The sequence below is a fragment of the Micromonospora sp. WMMD710 genome (assembly GCF_029626045.1).
GTDB lineage: Bacteria > Actinomycetota > Actinomycetes > Mycobacteriales > Micromonosporaceae > Micromonospora.
In genome coordinates this window covers 2,203,810-2,223,001 of the sequence record NZ_JARUBD010000001.1, presented here as the reverse complement: position 1 = coordinate 2,223,001, position 19,192 = coordinate 2,203,810, and the positions used below count along the sequence as shown (strand labels likewise).

Annotated in this window: 21 protein-coding genes; 10 read left to right on the top strand and 11 right to left on the bottom strand. The window is 73.5% G+C overall.

Annotation, left to right across the window (positions count from 1 at the left end; translation table 11 throughout):
- Nucleotides 1-7: 7 nt before the first annotated feature.
- A complete protein-coding gene (locus O7620_RS10235; protein ID WP_278122836.1) occupies nt 8-1,456 on the bottom strand; it encodes a M20/M25/M40 family metallo-hydrolase in 1,449 nt (482 codons plus the stop codon).
- A gap of 119 nt (nt 1,457-1,575) precedes the next feature.
- On the opposite strand from O7620_RS10235, the gene O7620_RS10230 reads away from it, so the two are divergent.
- Together O7620_RS10230 and O7620_RS10225 are read left to right on the top strand one after the other, a co-directional pair.
- Nucleotides 1,576-3,729 (top strand): glycogen debranching N-terminal domain-containing protein, encoded by a 2,154-nt coding sequence (locus O7620_RS10230; protein WP_278122835.1) that lies wholly within the window; start codon nt 1,576-1,578, stop codon nt 3,727-3,729.
- Nucleotides 3,730-3,784: 55 nt separating this feature from the next.
- Nucleotides 3,785-5,086 carry an NAD(P)/FAD-dependent oxidoreductase gene (locus O7620_RS10225; RefSeq protein ID WP_151491941.1) on the top strand — a complete coding sequence of 434 codons (1,302 nt, stop codon included), beginning with the start codon at nt 3,785-3,787 and terminating at the stop codon, nt 5,084-5,086.
- Here the strand turns inward: O7620_RS10225 and O7620_RS10220 are convergent.
- The 3 genes from O7620_RS10220 to O7620_RS10210 form a co-directional block, all read right to left on the bottom strand.
- Complete coding sequence (locus O7620_RS10220) at nt 5,057-6,130, bottom strand: AI-2E family transporter (protein WP_278122834.1); 1,074 nt, start codon at nt 6,128-6,130, stop codon at nt 5,057-5,059. The genes O7620_RS10225 and O7620_RS10220 overlap by 30 nt on opposite strands.
- A 65-nt stretch (nt 6,131-6,195) precedes the next feature.
- A complete protein-coding gene (locus tag O7620_RS10215; RefSeq protein WP_151491939.1) occupies nt 6,196-6,981 on the bottom strand; it encodes a fused MFS/spermidine synthase in 786 nt (261 codons plus the stop codon).
- A 79-nt stretch (nt 6,982-7,060) separates the two neighbouring features.
- Entirely contained in the window at nt 7,061-8,035 is a 975-nt protein-coding gene (locus O7620_RS10210; protein ID WP_151491938.1) for a DUF2267 domain-containing protein, read from the bottom strand.
- A 202-nt stretch (nt 8,036-8,237) separates the two neighbouring features.
- Here O7620_RS10210 and O7620_RS10205 point away from each other — a divergent pair, with 202 nt between their 5' ends.
- On the top strand, nt 8,238-8,552 hold the full coding sequence (locus O7620_RS10205; protein ID WP_278122833.1) for a hypothetical protein: 315 nt from the start codon (nt 8,238-8,240) through the stop codon (nt 8,550-8,552).
- Between the two features lie 68 nt (nt 8,553-8,620).
- Here O7620_RS10205 and O7620_RS10200 read toward each other — a convergent pair whose 3' ends face one another.
- A complete protein-coding gene (locus O7620_RS10200; protein WP_278122832.1) occupies nt 8,621-8,965 on the bottom strand; it encodes an STAS domain-containing protein in 345 nt (114 codons plus the stop codon).
- 76 nt (nt 8,966-9,041) lie between these two features.
- Complete coding sequence (locus O7620_RS10195; RefSeq protein ID WP_278122831.1) at nt 9,042-9,482, bottom strand: STAS domain-containing protein; 441 nt, start codon at nt 9,480-9,482, stop codon at nt 9,042-9,044.
- 210 nt (nt 9,483-9,692) lie between these two features.
- Here O7620_RS10195 and O7620_RS10190 point away from each other — a divergent pair, with 210 nt between their 5' ends.
- The 5 genes from O7620_RS10190 (at nt 9,693) to O7620_RS10170 (ending at nt 14,135) form a co-directional block, all read left to right on the top strand.
- Entirely contained in the window at nt 9,693-11,459 is a 1,767-nt protein-coding gene (locus tag O7620_RS10190) for a PP2C family protein-serine/threonine phosphatase (protein WP_278122830.1), read from the top strand.
- A complete protein-coding gene (locus tag O7620_RS10185) occupies nt 11,456-12,505 on the top strand; it encodes a cobalamin-dependent protein (RefSeq protein ID WP_278122829.1) in 1,050 nt (349 codons plus the stop codon). Before O7620_RS10190 ends, O7620_RS10185 begins: the two co-directional genes overlap by 4 nt.
- Before the next feature lie 105 nt (nt 12,506-12,610).
- A complete protein-coding gene (locus O7620_RS10180; protein WP_278122828.1) occupies nt 12,611-12,958 on the top strand; it encodes an STAS domain-containing protein in 348 nt (115 codons plus the stop codon).
- Nucleotides 12,959-13,027: 69 nt separating this feature from the next.
- Nucleotides 13,028-13,474: a response regulator gene (locus O7620_RS10175; RefSeq protein ID WP_278122827.1), complete on the top strand. Its 447-nt coding sequence runs from the start codon at nt 13,028-13,030 to the stop codon at nt 13,472-13,474.
- Nucleotides 13,475-13,586: 112 nt separating this feature from the next.
- A complete protein-coding gene (locus O7620_RS10170) occupies nt 13,587-14,135 on the top strand; it encodes an ATPase (RefSeq protein WP_278122826.1) in 549 nt (182 codons plus the stop codon).
- A gap of 21 nt (nt 14,136-14,156) precedes the next feature.
- On the opposite strand, the gene O7620_RS10165 is transcribed toward O7620_RS10170, so the two are convergent.
- The 5 genes from O7620_RS10165 to O7620_RS10145 form a co-directional block, all read right to left on the bottom strand.
- On the bottom strand, nt 14,157-14,492 hold the full coding sequence (locus O7620_RS10165; RefSeq protein WP_347403760.1) for a hypothetical protein: 336 nt from the start codon (nt 14,490-14,492) through the stop codon (nt 14,157-14,159).
- Nucleotides 14,458-15,291 carry an inositol monophosphatase family protein gene (locus tag O7620_RS10160; RefSeq protein WP_278122824.1) on the bottom strand — a complete coding sequence of 278 codons (834 nt, stop codon included), beginning with the start codon at nt 15,289-15,291 and terminating at the stop codon, nt 14,458-14,460. The genes O7620_RS10165 and O7620_RS10160 overlap by 35 nt, the downstream gene beginning before the upstream one ends.
- Before the next feature lie 42 nt (nt 15,292-15,333).
- Entirely contained in the window at nt 15,334-16,095 is a 762-nt protein-coding gene (locus O7620_RS10155; RefSeq protein WP_278126938.1) for a hypothetical protein, read from the bottom strand.
- 368 nt (nt 16,096-16,463) lie between these two features.
- Nucleotides 16,464-16,889, bottom strand: a complete 426-nt coding sequence (locus tag O7620_RS10150; RefSeq protein ID WP_278122823.1) for an OsmC family protein — start codon at nt 16,887-16,889, stop codon at nt 16,464-16,466.
- Nucleotides 16,890-16,958: 69 nt separating this feature from the next.
- Complete coding sequence (locus O7620_RS10145) at nt 16,959-17,897, bottom strand: serine/threonine-protein kinase (protein WP_278122822.1); 939 nt, start codon at nt 17,895-17,897, stop codon at nt 16,959-16,961.
- Between the two features lie 142 nt (nt 17,898-18,039).
- On the opposite strand from O7620_RS10145, the gene O7620_RS10140 reads away from it, so the two are divergent.
- Together O7620_RS10140 and O7620_RS10135 are read left to right on the top strand one after the other, a co-directional pair.
- On the top strand, nt 18,040-18,330 hold the full coding sequence (locus O7620_RS10140) for a hypothetical protein (protein ID WP_225854618.1): 291 nt from the start codon (nt 18,040-18,042) through the stop codon (nt 18,328-18,330).
- A gap of 97 nt (nt 18,331-18,427) precedes the next feature.
- Nucleotides 18,428-19,174, top strand: a complete 747-nt coding sequence (locus O7620_RS10135; RefSeq protein ID WP_151491094.1) for a response regulator transcription factor — start codon at nt 18,428-18,430, stop codon at nt 19,172-19,174.
- The last annotated feature ends 18 nt before the right edge of the window (nt 19,175-19,192 follow it).

Genomic DNA, 19,192 nt, shown 5'->3' with positions numbered 1-19,192 from the left:
GGGGACCTCAGGCGCCGGGGCGGGGGAAGGCCACCGGGCTGCGACGGCCGGCGCGGTCGACCGCCCGGATGCCGAAGAAGACGTTGTCCTTGGACAGGTCGATGCTCACCTCGGTCACGTCGCCGACCGCGATCACCCGCTGCCACTCGGCGGCCGTGGTCTCGCGCCACACCACCTCGTAACCGGCCAGCCCCGGCTCGTCGCCACGCTGCCAGCGCAGCGTCGTGTTGTTGGTCAGGTCGGTGGTCACGATGACGGCGCCCTTGGGCGTGCCGGGCGCCTGGGCCAGCGACCACAGCGCCGCGCCGTTGACCCTCGCCACCCGCGCGATGTACGCGAAGTCGCAGAACTCCGGCAGGTCACCGAACTGCTGCCCGTCCTGCACCCGGACGTCCTGGTGCTGGTGGGCGAAGTCCTCGTTCGGCTCGGTGAACCGCGCCGCCGGCCAGCCCTCGCGCAGGAACGAGATGTGGTCGCTGCCGCGCAGGTAGCGGTCCCGCCGGTAGATCACGCGTACCAGCATGCCGGTGGCGTCGTTCTCCGCCACGTCGCGCACGAACCGGGCGAGCTGCCGCGACGGTGAGTCGTTCTCGCCCCCGACGGACTGGCGGGTGGTGGCCTCCGCCGGCGTCTCCGCGGTCGGTACGCCCTCGGCGAACAGCCGCACGGCGTACGGATCGCGGGTGCCGTCGTCGGCGGTGCTGCTGCCCACGATGTCGTCACTGAACATGCCCTGCACGTCGGCGCCGGCCGATTTGAGCTGCGCGGCCAGGTACGCCGAGCCGTACAGGCCCTGCTCCTCGGCGGCCACCGCGGCGAACACGATGGTGGCGGCGGTGGGCCGGGTGGCCATCAGTCGGGCCAGCTCCAGCACCACGGCCACGCCGGAGGCGTCGTCGTCGGCACCGGGCGCGTCGCTGACCGCGTCCATCACGTCGGTGACCCGGGAGTCGTAGTGGCCCGTCACCACGTAGGTGCGGTTCGGCGTGCTCTGGCCGCGCAGGGTCGCCACCACGTTGGTGATCCGGGTGGGGGTGGGAATCCGCGACGCGGGCTGCTGGACGTACGACTGGAGTTCGACGGTCATCCGGCCGCCCGAGGTGGCCGCGTACTCCTGCAGGCGGGTGTAGATCCAGTCCCGGGCGGCGCCGATCCCCCGCTGCGGGTCGTCCTGGCTGGACAGCGTGTGCCGGGTGCCGAACGCGGCCAGCCGGCGCACGATCGCCTCGATCCGGCGCGGGTCGACCTGGCGCAGCAGGTCGCGCAGCTCGCGGTCGGGCCGCTGGGCGCGGGCCGGGTGCCCGGGGCCGGCCGGAAGGGCGGTCGCGGCGGCGGGTGCGGCCAGCGCGGGCACCGCGACGGTGGCGGCGGTCGCCACGGTGGCGGCGGCCGAGGTGGACAGGAAGGTGCGGCGGGTGGACCTCGTGGGTCGTGCGCCGGTGTCGTCTGATCCCATTCCGGCATCCTGCCCATCGATGATGGTGGCTGTCCATATCGTTGAGCGTGGATGGCTGCGGAGCTTTCACCCGGACCGGGTGATGACACCGCGTGGCGACCGTTCCTACGGTGGGTGTCATGGCTGTCGTGCGCGCGACCCCCGCCGACCCGACCGTCGGCATGGCTCCCGTGACGGGGGCGAGCGGCGACCAGCGGGCGATGCCGCCCGAGCTGGGCCCCGACTCGCTCGCCGTTCTCAGCGGCCCCACGTTCCTGTACTCGAACGCGCGTGGCGACGTGCCGCCCGGCAGCATCGGCGGGCTGGTCCACCTGGACACCCGCCTGATCAGCGGCTGGACGCTGACCGTCAACGGCGGTGAGCTGCTGGTGTTGCGGGCCGAGACCATCGAGCACTACTCCGCGCAGTACGTGCTCACCAATCCGGAGCTGCCCGGGCTGCCGCCCAACGGTCTCGCCGTCCGGCGGTTGCGCTACGTCGGCGACGGCTTCCACGAGCGGCTGGAGCTGGTGTCGTACCAGCCCGAGCCGGTGCGGGTGGAGCTGCGCCTCGCCGTCGACGTGGACTTCGCCGACCTGTTCGAGGTCAAGTCGGTGGTCCGGGACCGCTCCGCGCAGATCGTCCGCGGCCACGCCGCCGACGGCTCCGAGCTGTGCTTCTCCTACCGCAACGGAGACTTCACCGCCGAGACCCGGGTGCGCTGCGCGACTCCGGCGGACCGGATCGAGGGGGACGATCTGGTCTGGGACCTGCACCTGCGTCCGCGCGAGAGCTGGCTGGTAGACCTGCACGTGCCGCTGGCGCCGGGCCTGGGCGTGGTCGAGCCGGTGCGGGGCGACATCATCGACGTCATTCAAGGCCGGGCCGAAGACCCGCTGCGCCGGTGGACCGAGGACCGGGCCGTGCTGCGCAGCGACAGCCAGGCGCTGGAGTGCACCGTCCGCCAGTCCCGCAACGACCTGGCGGCGCTGCGGCTCGACCTGGAGGTCAAAGGTCAGCGGATCCTGCTGCCCGGCGCGGGACTGCCCTGGTTCCTCAGCGTCTTTGGGCGGGACACGCTGATCACCGCGTACCAGACGTTGGTAGCTGGGCCGGCGCTGGCGAAGGGGGCGTTGCTCGCGCTCGCCCGACTGCAGGGCGACGCCTGTGACGACTTCACCGACGAGGAGCCCGGCAAGATCCTGCACGAGGTCCGCAGCGGCGAGCTGACCCGCACCGGCCAGAAGCCGTACGGCCCCTACTACGGCACCGCCGACGCCACCCAGCTCTGGCTGATCCTGCTCTCGGAGTACTGGCGCTGGACCGGCGACGACGAGACCGTCCGGCACCTGCGCGACAACGCGGTGGCCGCGCTGCGGTGGATCGACGAGTACGGCGACCGCGACGGCGACGGCTTCGTGGAGTACGCCACCCGGTCCCCGGAGGGGCTGGGCAACCAGTGCTGGCGGGACTCGCCGGACGGCGTCTGCTTCGCCGACGGGCGGATCCCGGTGCTGCCGCTGGCAACCGCCGACATCCAGGGCTACACCTTCGACGCGAAGGTGCGGCTGGCCGAGCTGTTCGACGGCCCGCTGGGCGACCCCACCCTGGCGGCACGGCTGCGCGACGAGGCCGGCACCCTGTACAAGCGGTTCAACCGGGACTTCTGGGTCGACGAGCGGGGCGGCTACTACGCGGTGGCCCTCGACGGCGACAAGAACGTGGTCGACTCCAAGACGTCCAGCATGGGTCACCTGCTGTGGAGCGGCATCGTGCCGCCGGGGCGGGCGGACGCGGTGGTGCGCCAGCTGATGTCACCGGACATGTTCTCCGGCTGGGGCATCCGGACGCTGTCCGCCGAGGAACGCCTCTACCGGCCCCTCGGCTACCATCTAGGCACGGTCTGGCCGCACGACAACTCGCTGATCGCGCTCGGCCTGGCCCGCTACGGCTATCGGGCGGAGGCGAACCGGATCAGCCTGGCGATGATCGACGCGGCCGAGCAGTTCGGCCACCGGCTGCCCGAGGCGCTCAGCGGGGCCGACCGGCAACGGCTGCTGTTCGCCATCCCGTATCCCACCGCGTGCAGCCCGCAGGCGTGGGCGGCCGGCACGCCGCTGGCGCTGGTCCGCGCGATGCTGGGGCTCAATCCGGTCGACGGTCGGCTCGTGCTCGACCCGGCGATCCCACCGGAGGTCGGCCAGATCTCGGCCAACCGGGTGCGGGCCTTCGGTGAGGAGTGGGGTGTGGAGGCGACGGGCTCCAGCGGTCGCGTCTGGCTTGAGCGGAGCTGACCGCACACAGGCGCTACCGACGTTTGTCCGGGGCTGCGACGGGAAACGGCCCGCAATGACGAAACCTCGTGTGGTGATCGTGGGGGCCGGGTTCGCCGGTTACCACGCGGCGAAGACGTTGAGCCGGATCGCCCGGGACCGGGCCGAGATCGTGGTGCTGAACTCCACCGACTACTTCCTGTACCTGCCGCTGCTGCCCGAGGTGGCCGCCGGGGTGGTCGAGCCCAGACGGATCGCCGTGCCGCTGACCGGGACGCTCAAGGGCGTACGGGTGGTGATCGGCGAGGCGGACCACGTGGACCTGCAGAACCGCTGGGTCGGCTTCACCCAGCCGGAGGGGGAGAAGAACCGGCTGGCGTACGACCGGCTGGTGCTCGCCGTGGGCAGCGTCAACAAGCTGCTGCCGATCCCCGGGGTGACCGAGTACGCGCACGGCTTCCGCGGGCTGCCCGAGGCCGTCTACCTGCACGACCACATCGTGCGGCAGATCGAGCTGGCCGAGCAGGCCGAGGACCCGGCCGAGCAGGAGGCCCGGTCGACGTTCGTGGTGGTCGGCGCGGGCTACACCGGCACCGAGGTCGCCGCGCACGGGCAGCTGTTCACCGACGCGTTGCACGCCCAGCGGCCCCGGCTGACCGTCCGGCCCCGCTGGATGCTGCTCGACGTGGCGCCCCGGGTGCTGCCGGAGCTGGACAAGCGGATGTCGGACACCTCGCACAAGGTCCTCAACCGGCGCGGGGTGGACGTCCGGATGGGCACCTCGGTGGCCGAGGCGACCTGTGACGGCGTGAAGCTCACCGACGGCGAGTACGTGCCGACCTGCACCCTGGTGTGGTGTGTGGGCGTGCGCCCCGACCCGTTCGTCAACGAGTTGGGGCTGCGTACCGAGCGGGGCCGGCTGGTGACCGACGAGTACCTCAACGTCCCCGGCTACCCGGAGGTGTTCGCCTGCGGTGACGCCGCCGCCGTGCCGGACCTGGTCAACCCGGGACAGATCTGCGGGATGACGGCCCAGCACGCGCAGCGGCAGGGCAAGCTCGCCGCGCACAACATCGCCGCGTCGTACGGTTTCGGCCGGCGCAAGCCGTACAAGCATCATGACCTGGGTTGGGTGGTCGACCTGGGCGGTAAGGACGCGGCCGCGAACCCGCTGCACGTCAACCTGGCCGGGTTGCCCGCGAAGGCGGTCACCCGGGCGTACCACCTGATGGCGATGCCGGGGAACCGCACCCGCGTCGGGGCCGACTGGGTGTTGGACGCCGCGCTGACCCGCTCGGCGGTCCAGCTCGGGCTGGTGCCGGCGGACGCCGTACCGCTGGAGAGCACCTCACCCGAGGTCGCGGCCCGCGGCCGCTGAGCGGCCCGGACGGAGGCGGCTCGGCCCGTACTCGCGCAACAGGGTCTGCACGATGCCGGCGGCGGGGATGGCCAGCAACGCGCCGAGCAGCCCGGCCAGCTCCGCCGCGAGCAGCACGCTGACCAGCACGGTCAGCGGGTTGAGCCGGACGGCGCGGGACAGGATGAGGGGCTGGAGCAGGTGGTTCTCCAGCTGCTGGTAGATCACGAAGAAGACCAGCACCACCACGCCGGCGGTGGGGGAGTGCAGGAAGCCGGCGCCGGCCGCGATCACCGCGCCGAGGGTGGCGCCGACCAGCGGTATCAGGTCGGCCACCGCCACCAGCAGGGCGATCACGGCGGCGAACGGCACGCCGGTGACGGTCAGCACCAGAAAGGTCAACCCGCCGCAGATCACGCTGATCAGCAGATTGCCGGTGAGGTAGCCGGTGACGGCCCGCGACACCTCCCGCCCCACCCGGCGCAACCGCTCACCGTGACCGTCCCCGGCCGCCGCGAGCAGGCCGCCGGTGATTCGCGGCGACTCCAGCACCATGAGGTACGCCAGCACGACGACCGTGACCAGCCCGGCGACCGTCTCCACCACGCCGCGCAGCACCCCGACCACGGGTTGGCGCAGTCGGGAGCCGAGGTCGCGCACCTGGTCGGAGTGCTCGCTGACGTAGCGGCGGACGCCGGTGCGCTCCAGCACCTGCCCCAGCGGACCACGACCGGCACGGGCGTCGTGCAGTAGCTCCGGAGCCCGGTCGGCGAACCGGCCCACCTCGTTGACCAGCGGCGCCAGGATGACGGCGGCCAGGGCCGCCAGCACGACGAGCGCGGCGAGGAACACCAGCAGCGTGGCGAGCGCCCGCCGCCGTACGAGCCGGCGTTGCAGCCGGTCGACGAGGGGCTTGAGCGCGATGGCGAAGAAGGCGGCCACCACGACCCACACCAGCACCCGGCGGGTCGCGTACACGAAGGCCAGCGCGAACGCCGTCGCCAGCACCAGACCGATCACGATCAGGGTTCGGCGGGCGGTCGTCCGGGTGTCGGCGTCGCTCACCCGCCGGGCCTTCCCCGCGCACACCGTCGGAAACCCGGCATCACCGCTGATTGCGGTCGGCCCCGTCAGTGCGGGTCGTCGTCGGTGGAGGGTCGGGCGCCCGCGACGAACGTGTCGAGCGCGGCGGCGTGCAGCAGACCCCCGGGCACCGGGTCACGCAGGGCGGCCACCGCCAGCCGGCCGACCGGCAGCCCACCGGGCCGGGGCGTCGCGGCGAGCACCAGGTTGCCGTAGCGGCGGCCGCGCAGCATCCGCCGGTCCCCGAGCACGCACACGTCCCCGAAGACGGCCCGCAGGGTGGCCACCTGCACACGGGTGCCGACCAGTGGCGGCAGATCCGTGACGTTGACCAGGTACAACCCGTCCGGGCGTAGGGTCCGCGCCACCTCGGCGGCGAATTCCACGGTACGCACGTGCCGGGGCATCCGGGCCGCCCGGTAGATGTCGGCGATCACCAGGTCGTAGCTGCCCGCCGCGGTGGCGGTGACCGCCTCCCGGGCGTCGGCCACCTCCACCCGCACCTCGGGCGGCAGCGGTGGCAGCTCCCGGGCGACCAGCTCAACCACCGCCGCGTCGCGTTCGACGACCCGCTGCGCGGACCCGGGACGGGTGACCGCCAGCCAGCGCGGCAGCGTCAACGCGCCCCCGCCCAGGTGCAGGACGTCCAGTGGGACGCCCGCCGGGGCCGTCAGCTCCGCCGCCGCGGCGATCCGTCGGACGTACTCGAAATGCAGGTGCCGAGGATCCTCGACATCCACGTACGACTGCTCGACGCCGGCAGAGAGCAGGGTCCGCCCGGTCCGGCGGACCGGATCGGTGACCAGCTCGAGCCGGTCGGCGGCGCGGTTCATGACCGGCACGCTAGCCGAGCCGGCCGGCGGAGCGGGGCGTACCCCGCGTCCGCCGGCCGCCATACGCCGCGGTGGCCGGTCAGCCGGCCATCCCCGCACCCATCTCGTCGATCGCGTCGTCGATCCGGTGGGCGAGGTCCACGTCGAGCGCGGTCACCCCGTCGGCCTGGTTGGTCCGCACGGTCAGCACGGCGGCCGTGCCGCCGGGACGGCCGATGCTCGGACCGCGTCCGGTCTCCTGGCGCAGCCGGTCGAGGCGGTCGAGCACCCGGTCCAGGTTGTCCGGCGGCAGCGCGACCACGCGGTACAGGCCGTCACTGTCACCGGCCCAGTACGGCAGGTCGTCCAGCGCCGCATCGAGCTGGGCCTGGTCCAGCGTGGGTGTGGCGGTGGAGGCGCCCACGATGCCACCGCCGGCCTCCGGCGGGTTCAGCAACTCGCGCAGCCCGTCCGGTACGTGCAGGGACTCGACGAGGTCGCCGTCCTGGTCGGCGAGCGCCGCGAGCGTCGCCTCGGCCTGGTAGCGGGCCTGCTCCGGGGTGCGGCCGCTGATCCGGCCCACCTCGGCCAGGAAGCCGGGCAGGTCATGGTGCCGTTCGATACCGTCGACCGGCAGCACGTCGTGCAGCGAGTTCGGCACCGCGTCGAGCAGACGTTGCCGCTCGGCGGCCTCCAGGGCGAAGGCCAGGACCAGCACGGTCGCCTCCGTGCCGACCTTGGCCGACTGGAAGTCCACGCCGGCCCGGCGCCCCACCTCACCGACGAGATCCTGGTAGCCCACGCTGTTCACTCCGGCGGCACCGGCCGGCGGGGACGGTTGCGGTCGAGGATTGTCCGCGGTGCCGACCGCGGGCGGGGCGGGCCCTCCGCGCGTGGAGTCCTGCTTGTGCTGGCCGGCCGCTGCCGGGCCGGCCCGCTTGCTCTGGTCGAGACTGGTGATCTGCTTGGAGGCGCTCAGACTGGCGCCGAACTCGCTGGGCTGGCGACCCTGCTCGCGGGCCTGCCGGGCCAGTGCCCGGCGCCGCTGGTTGTCGCCCTCCATCTGCTTGCGCATGGTGACGCACCCCTTCCGCTGCGGATCGTGGCTGTGTCCGTCGCCTTCCCGCCCTACAGGGAGCCGAAACGGACGCTGCCGGGTGGGCCGGCCGGGCCTCGGCGGGCTTCATCCGCCACGGGTGATGGGCGCTCACCCGCACGGCCCGCACGATCGGGTGCAGGACCGGAGTTCTTCCGAGGTACGCGGAAGGAAGGTCGTCATGAAGCGGATCGTCGAGATCGTCCCCGCCCGACCCGGCTGGTACGCCCGCTGGCAGCTCACGCCCGATGCCACCCGGTGCTACCCGGTGAGCCTGTGGGCGCTGCTGGAGGAGGCCGACGGGACCGGCCGCGAGGTGGTCGGCATGGACTGCATCGGCCAATGGCCCGGCGCGGACGACAACGAGACGGGTGGGGAGTTCGTCCGCTACCTGTACCAGACGCCCGATTCCGGCGCTCCCGAGGACGCCGACGCGTCGCCGATCGGCGAGCTGCGCGACGACGGCCCCCGGCTCCAGCCGATGACGGCGCCCTAGACATTTCTCCGGCCCCCGACCCCAGGTCCCAGGGTCGGGGGCCACCCCGGCTGGCGGGGTGGCGCCGATCAGCCGATGGCGCGCAGGTCGTCGCCGGTCGCGGTGTGCTCCACGGCCAGCAGCTCGCTCAGGCCGGTGCGGTCGAGCATCTGCCGCAGCTGCGGGCTGACCCCGGTCAACCGGATCGACTCGGCGCCACGGTGCACCACCAGCAGCGCGCTGAGCCCGGAGGAGTCACAGAGAGTCACTCCGGCCAGGTCGATGAGCACCTGCTGGCGGCCCGCTTCGCGTAGCTCCGCCGCCGCCTCGATCAGCTCGGGTGCGGTGTCGTAGTCGAGCTCGCCGGTCAACCGCAGCTGGACGTGCCCGGCGTCGAGCCGGGTCACCTCGATGGTCAGCAGCTGGTCGGGCACCCCACCATGTTCCCAGTCCTCGGCCCGAACGCAAAGCCGGGGTGCCGACACGTGACCCGCGTCGTGCCGGCGACGCTCAGGCGCTCGCCGCCGGCCGCTGGTCACCCGGCCGCGCCTGCGGCAGTGCCTGCGTGGGCCGCGCCTGCGGCAGTGCCTGCGTGGGCAGTGCCTGCGGCAGTGGCCGGGCGAGCAGCCCGGCCACCCCGGTGATGTCGAGGATGGACGCCAGGAACCGGGGCACCGCCCGCAGTCGGATCGCGGTGCCGACCTGCCGGCCCTCGCGCCACGCGTACACGATCACGGCGAGGCCGGTGCTGTCGATGAAGTGCAGGTCGGCGAAGTCCAGAACAACGGTCGGTGGCGCGTCGGCGAGCAGCCGGTCGACCTCGACACGCAGCGGCGCGGACGTCGCGTACGCCAGTTCGCCGCCGACCCGGATCAGGGGCGCGTTCGGGTCGGACAGATCGACGGTCGTGGTCAGTGGGTTGGTCCTGGGTCGCCGCACTGGGGATGTCACGATCACGCCTTTCCACCGCTGCCGCTCCGGCCGGTTCGAGGGGGATCGTAACAACCCGCGACCGGGCCCGCCGGGTACGCGACGAGGGCCCGCGAGCTGCCGCGAGATGCCGGTTTCGGCGTACCGGCGTAGGGTGGGCTGGAGAGATTTGACCCCCGACGCCGGTTCCCGCGCGGATTCGGTGGACGACGAAGGAGTGAGGCTCAGCTGGTGACTGCATCCGACGTCAGGGGCTTCGACCCGGGCGACGGACGGATCTCCACGCCGAGTACCACGCGGGCGTTGGCGCGGTCCGCCGACGCTTCGCTCCGGCCCGCCGCCGCCCTGCCGCCGCTGGCGCCCGACCGGGGTGGCGCCGAGCCCGACTGGTCCGAGGTCGTCGAGCACTTCCGCGAGGGCCTGGTGGTCTGTGACGCCGCCGGCGTCGTGCGCCACGTCAGCCCGGTGGCCGAGCGACTGCTGCCCGAGGTGGTCCCCGGCGAGCTGCTCAGCGCCGCCGGCGTGCCCGCTCTGGGTGACGGGAGCCCGGTGACCTTCACCCATCGCGGGCGTCAGCTCACCGCTCGTCAGGTGCCCCTCTCCGGCGCCCGGTGCTGCTGGTACGTCGAGGACGTCACCGAGAGCGCCAGCCGCGCCGACGCGCTGCTGGCCGAGCGGGCACGTTCGGCCTTCCTGGCCGTCGTCGGCGACAAGCTGGGCAACCCCCTGCATCCCGACCGGGCCGCCGCCGCGGTCGTCCGCCTCGCCGTTCCGTCCCTGGCGGAGGTGGCCGTGCTGGTGCTCGCACCGCGGGCCGGCCGGGCCCGCTGGTGGCGTGCCTCCCGCTGCGACGACGAGACGCCGCTGGTGGACAGCGGGGTGCTGCCCGGCGTCGACCTGCCGGCGGCCATCGCCGACGGGCTGACCGGGGTGGAGCCGCACGCGGTGGACTGGCTGGTGGAGCAGGCGGTCGACGCCGGCTGGCTGCCCGGCCTCAGCGGCGCCGAGAGTGCCGCCCGGGTGGTCCCGCTGCCGGGCCGCGACGCCCCGGTCGGGGTGCTGCTCGTCGCCCGCCGCAACACCCGCTGGTACGACGAGGACGACGTGCAGCTGATCCGCGCCTTCGCGGCCCGGGCCGGCGCCGCGCTGACCACCGCCCTGCTCTATCGCGACCAGGCGGAGGTGGCTGACACCCTGCAGGCCAGCCTGCTGCCGGTGGAGCCGGTCGAGGCCGCCGGCGTGCAGTGGGGCACCGCGTACCGGCCGGCGCAGGCGGGGCTGCGGATCGGCGGCGACTTCTACGGCTCGCACCGGCTCGCCGACGGCGGTTCGGTGTTCTTCCTCGGCGACGTGTCGGGCAAGGGTGTCGAGGCGGCGGTCTTCACCGGTCAGTTGCGGCAGTGCCTCCAGGCGCTGCACCGGTTGGAGTCGCATCCGGGGCGTCTGCTGCGGCTGCTCAACGACGCCCTGCTGGAGACGACCCAGGCCCACGGTCAGGGCCGCTTCGCGACCATGGTGCTCGGCGTGGCCCGTCCGCACCGCGACGGTGGTCTCACCCTCACCATGGCCGGCGGGGGGCACCTGCCGCCGCTGGTGCTGCGCGCGTCCGGCGAGGTCGAGTCGGTGCCGCTGCGCGGCATGCTGATCGGCGTGGTGCCCGATCCGCGCGTCGGCGAGGTGACCGTCCGGCTGGCACCGGGCGAGACCTGCCTGCTCTACAGCGACGGGGTGACCGAGGCCCGGGGCGGGCGCCGGGGCGACGAGCAGTTCGGCCCGGAGCGGCTGGTCACCGCGGTGACCGGTTGTCAGCGGATGCCGGCGCCGGCCCTGGCCGAGCGGGTCGAGCAGGTCACCTGCGACTGGCTGGGGCACGGCGACCACGACGACATCGCGGTGCTGGCGTTGCGCGCGGTCGGCCCGAGCGGTCGCGCCCCTCGGCACCTGCACTCGGTGCCCGAGCCGGTCGGCGCCGAGCAGCAGAGGGAGACCGACGCGTGAGCGCTCCGACGGCCGCCGCCGACCCGACCGACGCGTACCGCGGCTACCTGGACTGTCTCACCGACGCCGACGAGTACGCCGCGATCGACGTGGCGCTTGCCCTGCTCGACGCGGGCGTGCCCGCCGAACGGGTGCTGCTCGACCTGGTCGCGCCGGCGCAGGCCGAGGTGGGCGAGCGCTGGGCGCGCAACGAGTGGAGCGTGGCGCAGGAGCACGCCGCCACGCACATCAGCGAGCGGGTGGTGGCGGCGGTGGCCGCGCACGCCAACACCCGCCCGACCGGTGGGCGCATCGTGGTGGCCTGCATGGACGGGGAGTGGCACGCGTTGCCTCCCCGGCTGGTCGCCGAGGTGCTGCGGCTGCGTGGCTGGCAGGTGACCTTTCTGGGCGCCAGCGTGCCGGCGGCGCACCTGGTGTCGTACCTGCACCGGCACGACGCGCACGCGGTGGCGCTGGCGTGCGCGATGCCGATGCGGCTGCCGCACGCGCACCGGATGATCGAGGCGTGCCGCCGCTCGGACGTACCGGTGGTCGTGGGCGGGCGCGGGTTCGGCACGGACGGGCGGTGGGCCGCGAAGCTCGGCGCGGCGTGGGCGCCGAGCGCACCGGCGGCGGCCGAGCTGGTCGCCGACGAGCGGGCGCTGCGTCGGGTTGCGCCGGCGCAGCTGTCGCACCTGGCCGACGACGAGTACGCGAGCCTCATCCGGCGCCGGGGCGAGCTGATCGACAGCGCGCTGGCCGACCTGCGGGAGCGGGTGCCGGCCGCCCGCGACTACACGGTCGCCCAGCTCGACGCGACGGTGAGCGACCTGGGCCACATCGTGGACTTCCTGGCCGCCGCGCTCTACGTCGACGACCCGTCGCTGTTCGCCGAGTTCGTCGAGTGGCTGGTGGGGATCCTGTCGAGTCGAGGGGTGCCAGCGGCCGCGGCGGACCTGACCCTGGAGCACTACGCGGGCGTGCTGCGGGACTTTCCCCGCGCGGCGTACGCGCTGGCGCTCGGCCGGGCCGAGACGTCCGCCGCCGGCTCCCGCGCCGCCCGCTGACGGCACCCCCGGTGGATCACCGCGCCGTGCGGTCGGCGGGGCGCCCCTGCGTATACTTGCCGCACTGCAAACGTCCCACCCAGCGGTGGAGCGAGGGGGAGAACGGTGACGTTCAGCGTCAGGTACGCCGGGCGTGACGGCAGTGGCGCCTGTCTTCGGCTCGCCGGTGAACTGGACCTGAGCACGGCCCCTGAGCTGACCGCCGCGATCGACCGGCTCACCGAGGCCGGCGAGCGCCGGGTGCTGCTCGATCTCACCGACCTCACGTTCTGCGACTCCACCGGGATGGCCGTGTTCGTGCGGGGGGACAACCGGGCCGCGGCCGACGGCGGCTGGCTGCGGGTGGTCGGTGCCAACGGCCGGGTCGAGCGGGTGTTGCGGGTCACCGGCCTGGCCGAGGTGTTGCGCTACGAACCGGACACTGTCGACCCGGCGTCCCACAGCGCCCCCTGATGGGCTAGATTTCCCCGCCAGCGCGGTGACCGTCAGGTCCCGCCTCCGCTGACTTCGAGGCAGGTAGTGATGGGCGTAGACAGCCCGCAGCCGGTACGCATCCTGGTGGTCGACGACGACCCGGGCGACGTGCTGATGATCGAGGAAGCGTTGGCGGACTCCGACGTCGACAAGATCATCGACGTGGTCAGCGACGGCGAGGAGGCGATGGAGTTCCTCCGCGCCGAGGGCCGCCACGAGCAGGCACGACGCCCCGATGTCATCCTGCTGGACCTGAACATGCCCCGGATGGACGGGCGGCAGGTGCTCGGCGCGGTGAAGCAGGACGAGGACCTGCGTACCATCCCGATCGTGGTGCTGACCACGTCCAACGCGGACACCGACATCGTCGGCAGTTACACGTTGCAGGCTAACGCGTACGTCACGAAGCCGATCGACCTGGACGACTTCAACGACGTGGTGCGCCGCATCGACGAGTTCTTCGGACGGGTGGTCGTCCTGCCCAAGCGCCCCTGACCCAGGCGCGCCCCTCGGATGCTGAACATTTTTCCCGAACCCCCTCGACCACTGCCGCCGCCGTCGAGGATCCAGGTGGGGAAGTAACAGCAGCTGCCTGGGGGGCGACAGTATGAGGTTCTCCGTCGTTGAGACCGGTTACGACCAGCGGCAGGTCGATTTTTGCCTGGATGAGCTGGGAGTCCGGTTGGCCCGGCTCGCCGCGCGGGCGCAGAGCGTGGCCGGGGCCACCCGGGAGTGGGACGAGATCCGCGAGGAGGCGGCCTGGCTCAGCGGGCTGCTCCAGCGGCTCGATCTGGGCGACGCCGCGGTGACCCGGTACGCCGGTGACACGGTGCGCCGGGAGGCGGCGGAGATCCTGGCACAGGCCCGCGTCGAGTTGGACGACGCCCGCGCGGAGGCGCGGCTGGTGCGTGAGCGGGCGTACGCCGAGGCCGTGCAGGCCCGCCGCGAGTTCGAGGCGGCACTGCACGCCCGTCGGCGGCGTGCGGCCCGGGCGGACGAGATCCTCAGCGGGGTGACCGTCGACAGCGAGGGGGCCGCCGAGCCGGTGCCCGCCGACACCGTGACGGCGGCTGCCGGCGTGCCGGCGATCCGGGTGGCCGCCGGCGGCCGGGCCGCCGAGCCGCCGAGTGGGCGGGCCGCGACCGACACCCGGTAGGTGTCCGCGGCCCTGCCGGCATCACGCCGACGCGCTGGCGGACAGTGATCGGGCCGGACCGAAGTGGTGGGTGAGTGCGGCGCGCAGGGTGTCGGCGTCCCCGGCGGACCAGGCGACGAAGCAGTCGGGGCGGACGAGCAACGCGGTCGCGGTGGTGCCCCGCAGCGGGCCGGTGATCACGTCGACCCGGTCTCGCCAGGGCGCGGCGACCTCGGCGAAGGCGCCCGTGGAGTCCAGCAGCAGCGGCCGGGCGGTGCGGGTCAGCTCGGCGAGGCGGAGCGCGCCGTGGTCGCCGTGCACGATGACGTCGGGGGCGTTGCCCTCACGTCGCCTGGGCCGGGAGCACGCCGTCCGCACTGACGGGTGCCCGCTGGTTGCCGACAAGGGCCAGCAGGGCGGCGTGCGTCCGCTCGTCGGCGGCCACCACGAGACCGCCCGCCCCGGTGTGCAGCGGCTGGCCGTCGATCCCGCTCACCACGCAGCCGGACGCCTGGCAGAGGGCGATGCCCGCGGCGAAGTGGACGCTGTCGTGCAGGTGCCCGTCGGTGACGTAGGCGGCGCGGCGCCCGGCGGCGACCCACGCCACCGCCAGGGTGGTGGAGACGACGCGTGGACGGAACTGCCCGATGAAACCGTCGTCGGCAAGGAGGCGGGCGGCGCGGAAGACCGACGCGTTGGGAAACGGTGGATCAAGGTTGACATCCACCAGCGTCGACCCGGCCGACGGGACGAGTCGCTCGTCCACGCCCCCGCGCCGCACGTACGCGCCGGCGCCGTCCGTCCAGAACACCTCATCGGCGAACGGATCCGCCGAGGCGGCCACGACGACCCGCGTCCCGGCGCGCAGCGCCACGTTGACCGAGGCCAGCATGGTGTGTACGGCAAAGTTCAGCGTCCCGCACAGCGGGTCGACCAGCCACTCGCGTCCGTTCCCGCCGGTGCCCGTGCGCCCGCTCTCCTCCCCGACCACGACGTCGTCCGGGCGGGCGGCGTGCAGGACGTCGAGGATGGCCCGTTCCGCCTCGATGTCGGCCGTGGTGGCGAAGTCCCCGCCGGACTTCTCGAAGCGGGTCAACGACGCCCCGTAGTGAGCGCGTACGACCGCAGCTCCGGCGGTGGCCGCCTCGATGACCAGATCCCGGTCGTTGATCGACATGCCACGCACCATAGATGCGGCCACCGCTGGGCGCCGCCCCGCTCAGGCGATGAGGGCCGCCACGACGGTGGTGGCCCGCTCCTCGTGCTGGGCGTACGCGTCGGGGTAGGCGGAGACCTGCACGGCCTGCGCGGCGGCCGTGACGCTCATGTCCTGCCAGCCGGGGATCTCGTTGAGCGCCGAGTAGAAGGCCCGTGCGGCGTACGACGGGCGCATCAGTTCGGCCACCGTGCCCCAGCCGCTGCTGGGCCGCTGCTGGAACAGGCCGACCGAGTCGTGGTCGGAGCCGCTGCCCTGGTTCGGGTAGTCGAACGACTCCGGCAGCACGTCGCTGGCCAGGTTGTAGAGGTTGCTCTCCTGCATCGCGGTGGCCAGCGCGACCACCAGGGCGCGCCGCGGCATCTTCATCTCCCGGCCGACGTCGACGATGACCTTGGCGTTGTCCATCTGGGCCTGGTCGAGGCCGGCGACCGGGCGGGGCCGACGTGGCTTGGGAGGCTTCTTCGGGGTCTTGCGCACGGCCGCGCGGCTGGGGGTGGGCGTCGCCACCGGGCTGGGGGTGACCCGGGCGGGGGCGAGGTCGCGGTCCAGCGAGCGGGAGGCGCGCTCGTCGGCGATGGCGGCGCGGTCGGCGATCGCCTCGGCGAGCGGCTCCACGGGCCGGGTGTCGTCCTCGGCGCCTCGGGCGGTGACCACGGCGGCCAGGCCGAGGCAGCAGGTGACACCGGTGGCCAGGGCGACCCGGACCGGCGTCGAGCCCAGCAGGGTCCGGCGGGGTGGTTCGGGGGCCCGGTGACGGCCGATCGTCCGTTCGGTTGATGCGGCGTCGCCCAGCAGGGTGGTCGGGCGCGCGTCGGTCAGCTCATGGTCGGCGGGGTCGTCGGGATGCACCCGACGAGGCTAGATAGCTCAGTGCGCGATGCCATCGGCCCTTAAGGTGGCATGCGCCACAATTTGCCCGGATCATGCGCGCGATAAGCGGCAAAGGCCCTCCGAGTACGCGCAACCTCGCTGATCGGGCCAGACGGGTATTTCCGATTGGCCGGGCGAATGCGGTCACCGGGTCGAGCCGTCGCGCCGACTCCGGCCGCCCGTCCGACCTCACCCGTACGGGCGATCAGCCGATCCGCCGAACGGCTGACCTCGGCCGCCTGGCCGTCGGTCGGACCGAGTCAGTGCCGGCCGTTCTCCGCCGGCGTGACGGTCAGCCGGTGCCGGGTGTTGTCGCCGCTGGAGAACGGCCAGAGCCGGTCGGCGTACTCCACGAGGTGGGCGAGTTGGTCTCGGCTGAGGCCGGCCGAGGAGATCTCGGCGTGCACGTCGGCGCGGTAGCGGCCGTCGTTGTCGCGCCCCAGCTTCGCCTCCGCCCGCACCTGGACCGTGTGCGCCTCGTCGGTGATCTCCCCAGCCACCTCCACCGCCGCGTGGTGCAGGCAGGACGCGAAGGCGGCCGCCAGCAACTGCTCCGGCGTCAGGCCGGTGCAGTGCGGCGCCAGCGGTGACGCCAGCGCGGTGGAGAGCCCGCCATCATCGGTGCGTACGTGACCGCCCTCGGCGGTCGCGGTGGCCTCACGCAGCCAGGAACTCTGATCCGGCATCGCGTTTCTCCCGTCGCTCACGGCTCGGCTACCCGGCCGTGGCCCGGCGAAACGCCGCGAGCGCCACGGTCAGCGCCCGTCCCGCCCGTCGAAGACCGCCACCGCCTCGGTGACCTCCGTCGCCGCCCGCTCGGTCCACGGCGACGTGGAAGCCGATTCACGCGGGCTCGGCACCAGCATCGGCACGTACACCCGGGCGTCCACGGCCTCGGCGAGCAGCAGCGCGGCGACCAGGCTGGTCGGCCGCTGCGCCGGATCGTCGGCCAGGCAGGAGTGGCACAGCTCGGCCACCTCCGGCGGCAGCCCGTCGATCTCCGGCAGTGGGTCCGGCGGCCGGCGCCGACGCGCGCCGAGCAGCTCGCTGGTGCTGTCCGCCTGGTACGGCAGGCGGCTGGTGAGGCTGTAGTAGAGCAGCACGCCGAGGGCGTACATGTCGGCCGCGGGGGTGGCCGGCGCGCCGCCGAGCTGCTCGGACGCCAGGTACGCCGGGGTGCCCATCAGCATCCCGGGCGGCAGCGGGTCCGGTGCGCCGGTCGGGGTGGCGATGCCGAAGTCGAGCACCTTCACCCCGGCCGGGGTGAGCATGACGTTGGCCGGCTTCACGTCGCGGTGCACGATGCCGCTGGCGTGCGCGGCGGCCAGCGCCGCGGCCACCTCCGCGCACACCCGCGTGGAGATCCGCCAGTCCAGCGGACCGGCCCGCAGGTGCGCGGCGAGTGTCTCGCCCTCGGCCAGTTCCATGACGATGTACGGCACCGGGCGACCGGGCAGCGTGCAGGAGGTGCCGAAGTCGTGCACGCTCGCCACGTTGGGGTGCACGAGACGGGCCGCCGAACGGGCCTCGTCCCGGATCCGCTCCACCGGGTCGTGCTGCCCGTCCGGGCCGGGCAGGATCAGCTTCACCGCGACCGGCCGGTCCAGCACCTGATCGTGGGCCCGCCACACCTCCGACATCCCACCGACGCCGATGCGCTGTTCGAGCCGGTACCGCCCGTCCAGCGTCCGCATCGACTGCTCCTCGTCCCCGACCCGCCGGCGGCGGGTGTCTTCGTTCGCGGTACCCGGGCTCCGAGCAGGGCAAACCGGCGCGGGAAGCGTGCGCGGCCGATCCCGCCGTACCCCGCTGCGGGGTGACGGTGGGTGCGGTAGCTTGCGATCCAGAGCCGGCCGCACCGAGCGTGCCGGCGCGGTCACCGAGGGGAACGCCGCGATGAGCGAGGTCACCGTACGCTTCGTCGGCGGGCCCGCGGACGGCCTGGTCCGGCAGGTCCCGGCCGATCCGGACGGCGCCCCGCCGCAGCGTTGGATCATGCGACATCCCGACGGCACCGGCCCGACCCAGCCCGGCCCCGACCACCTCTACGAACGCGACCAGCCCGACGGTCTGGGCGGCTGGAGCATGCGGTTCGTCCGCACCGACGCGTTCGGGGTGTCCGAGTGACCGGGCGGTGACGCGCACCGGCCGCCGACCCGGCCGCACAGCTGGCACACAGGTGCCGCAGGGGTGGGGCACAGGTGCCGCGCCCACGATGGGGGGCATGGTCATGGACGGGCAGGCCGCGCCGGGCCGGATCGAGCTGCGCCGTCCCGACGGCGAGCCGGTCCGGGTGCTGGTGGTCGACGACGAGGCGACGCTGACCGACCTGCTGTCGATGGCGCTGCGCTACGAGGGTTGGCAGGTGCGCAGCGCCGGCAACGGCATGGCGGCGCTGAGCGCGGCGCGGCAGTTCCAACCGGACGCCGTGGTGCTCGACGTGATGCTGCCCGACCTGGACGGCTTCCAGGTGCTGCGCCGGCTGCGCGAGCACGCCCCCACCGTGCCGGTGCTCTTCCTGACCGCCCGCGACGCGGTCGAGGAACGCATCGCCGGCCTGACCGTCGGCGGCGACGACTACGTCACCAAACCGTTCAGCCTGGAAGAGGTGATCGCCCGACTGCGCGCGCTGCTGCGCCGCTCCGGCTTCGCGGTCGCTGCCCGCGAGGACGCGGTGCTCACCGTCGGCGACCTCAGCCTCGACGAGGACAGCCACGAGGTCCGCCGCGCCGGGCAGCTGGTCACCCTCACCGCGACCGAGTTCGAGCTGCTGCGGTACCTGATGCGCAACCCGCGCCGGGTGCTCAGCAAGGCGCAGATCCTCGACCGGGTGTGGAACTACGACTTCGGCGGCCAGGCCAACGTGGTCGAGCTGTACATCTCGTACCTGCGCAAGAAGATCGACGCCGGTCGGGCGCCGATGATCCACACGTTGCGCGGCGCGGGTTATGTCCTCAAACCCGCCGACTAGCCGCCGGCTGCTGCGCGC

Bases quoted from the DNA above. Each gene is read 5' to 3' on its own strand.
- O7620_RS10235 (WP_278122836.1), bottom strand. From the start codon at position 1,456: ATGGGATCAGACGACACCGGCGCACGACCCACGAGGTCCACCCGCCGC.
- O7620_RS10230 (WP_278122835.1), top strand. From the start codon at position 1,576: ATGGCTGTCGTGCGCGCGACCCCCGCCGACCCGACCGTCGGCATGGCT.
- O7620_RS10225 (WP_151491941.1), top strand. From the start codon at position 3,785: ATGACGAAACCTCGTGTGGTGATCGTGGGGGCCGGGTTCGCCGGTTAC.
- O7620_RS10215 (WP_151491939.1), bottom strand. From the start codon at position 6,981: ATGAACCGCGCCGCCGACCGGCTCGAGCTGGTCACCGATCCGGTCCGC.
- O7620_RS10210 (WP_151491938.1), bottom strand. From the start codon at position 8,035: ATGCGCAAGCAGATGGAGGGCGACAACCAGCGGCGCCGGGCACTGGCC.
- O7620_RS10205 (WP_278122833.1), top strand. From the start codon at position 8,238: ATGAAGCGGATCGTCGAGATCGTCCCCGCCCGACCCGGCTGGTACGCC.
- O7620_RS10175 (WP_278122827.1), top strand. From the start codon at position 13,028: ATGGGCGTAGACAGCCCGCAGCCGGTACGCATCCTGGTGGTCGACGAC.
- O7620_RS10170 (WP_278122826.1), top strand. From the start codon at position 13,587: ATGAGGTTCTCCGTCGTTGAGACCGGTTACGACCAGCGGCAGGTCGAT.
- O7620_RS10160 (WP_278122824.1), bottom strand. From the start codon at position 15,291: ATGTCGATCAACGACCGGGATCTGGTCATCGAGGCGGCCACCGCCGGA.
- O7620_RS10150 (WP_278122823.1), bottom strand. From the start codon at position 16,889: ATGCCGGATCAGAGTTCCTGGCTGCGTGAGGCCACCGCGACCGCCGAG.
- O7620_RS10145 (WP_278122822.1), bottom strand. From the start codon at position 17,897: ATGCGGACGCTGGACGGGCGGTACCGGCTCGAACAGCGCATCGGCGTC.
- O7620_RS10135 (WP_151491094.1), top strand. From the start codon at position 18,428: ATGGTCATGGACGGGCAGGCCGCGCCGGGCCGGATCGAGCTGCGCCGT.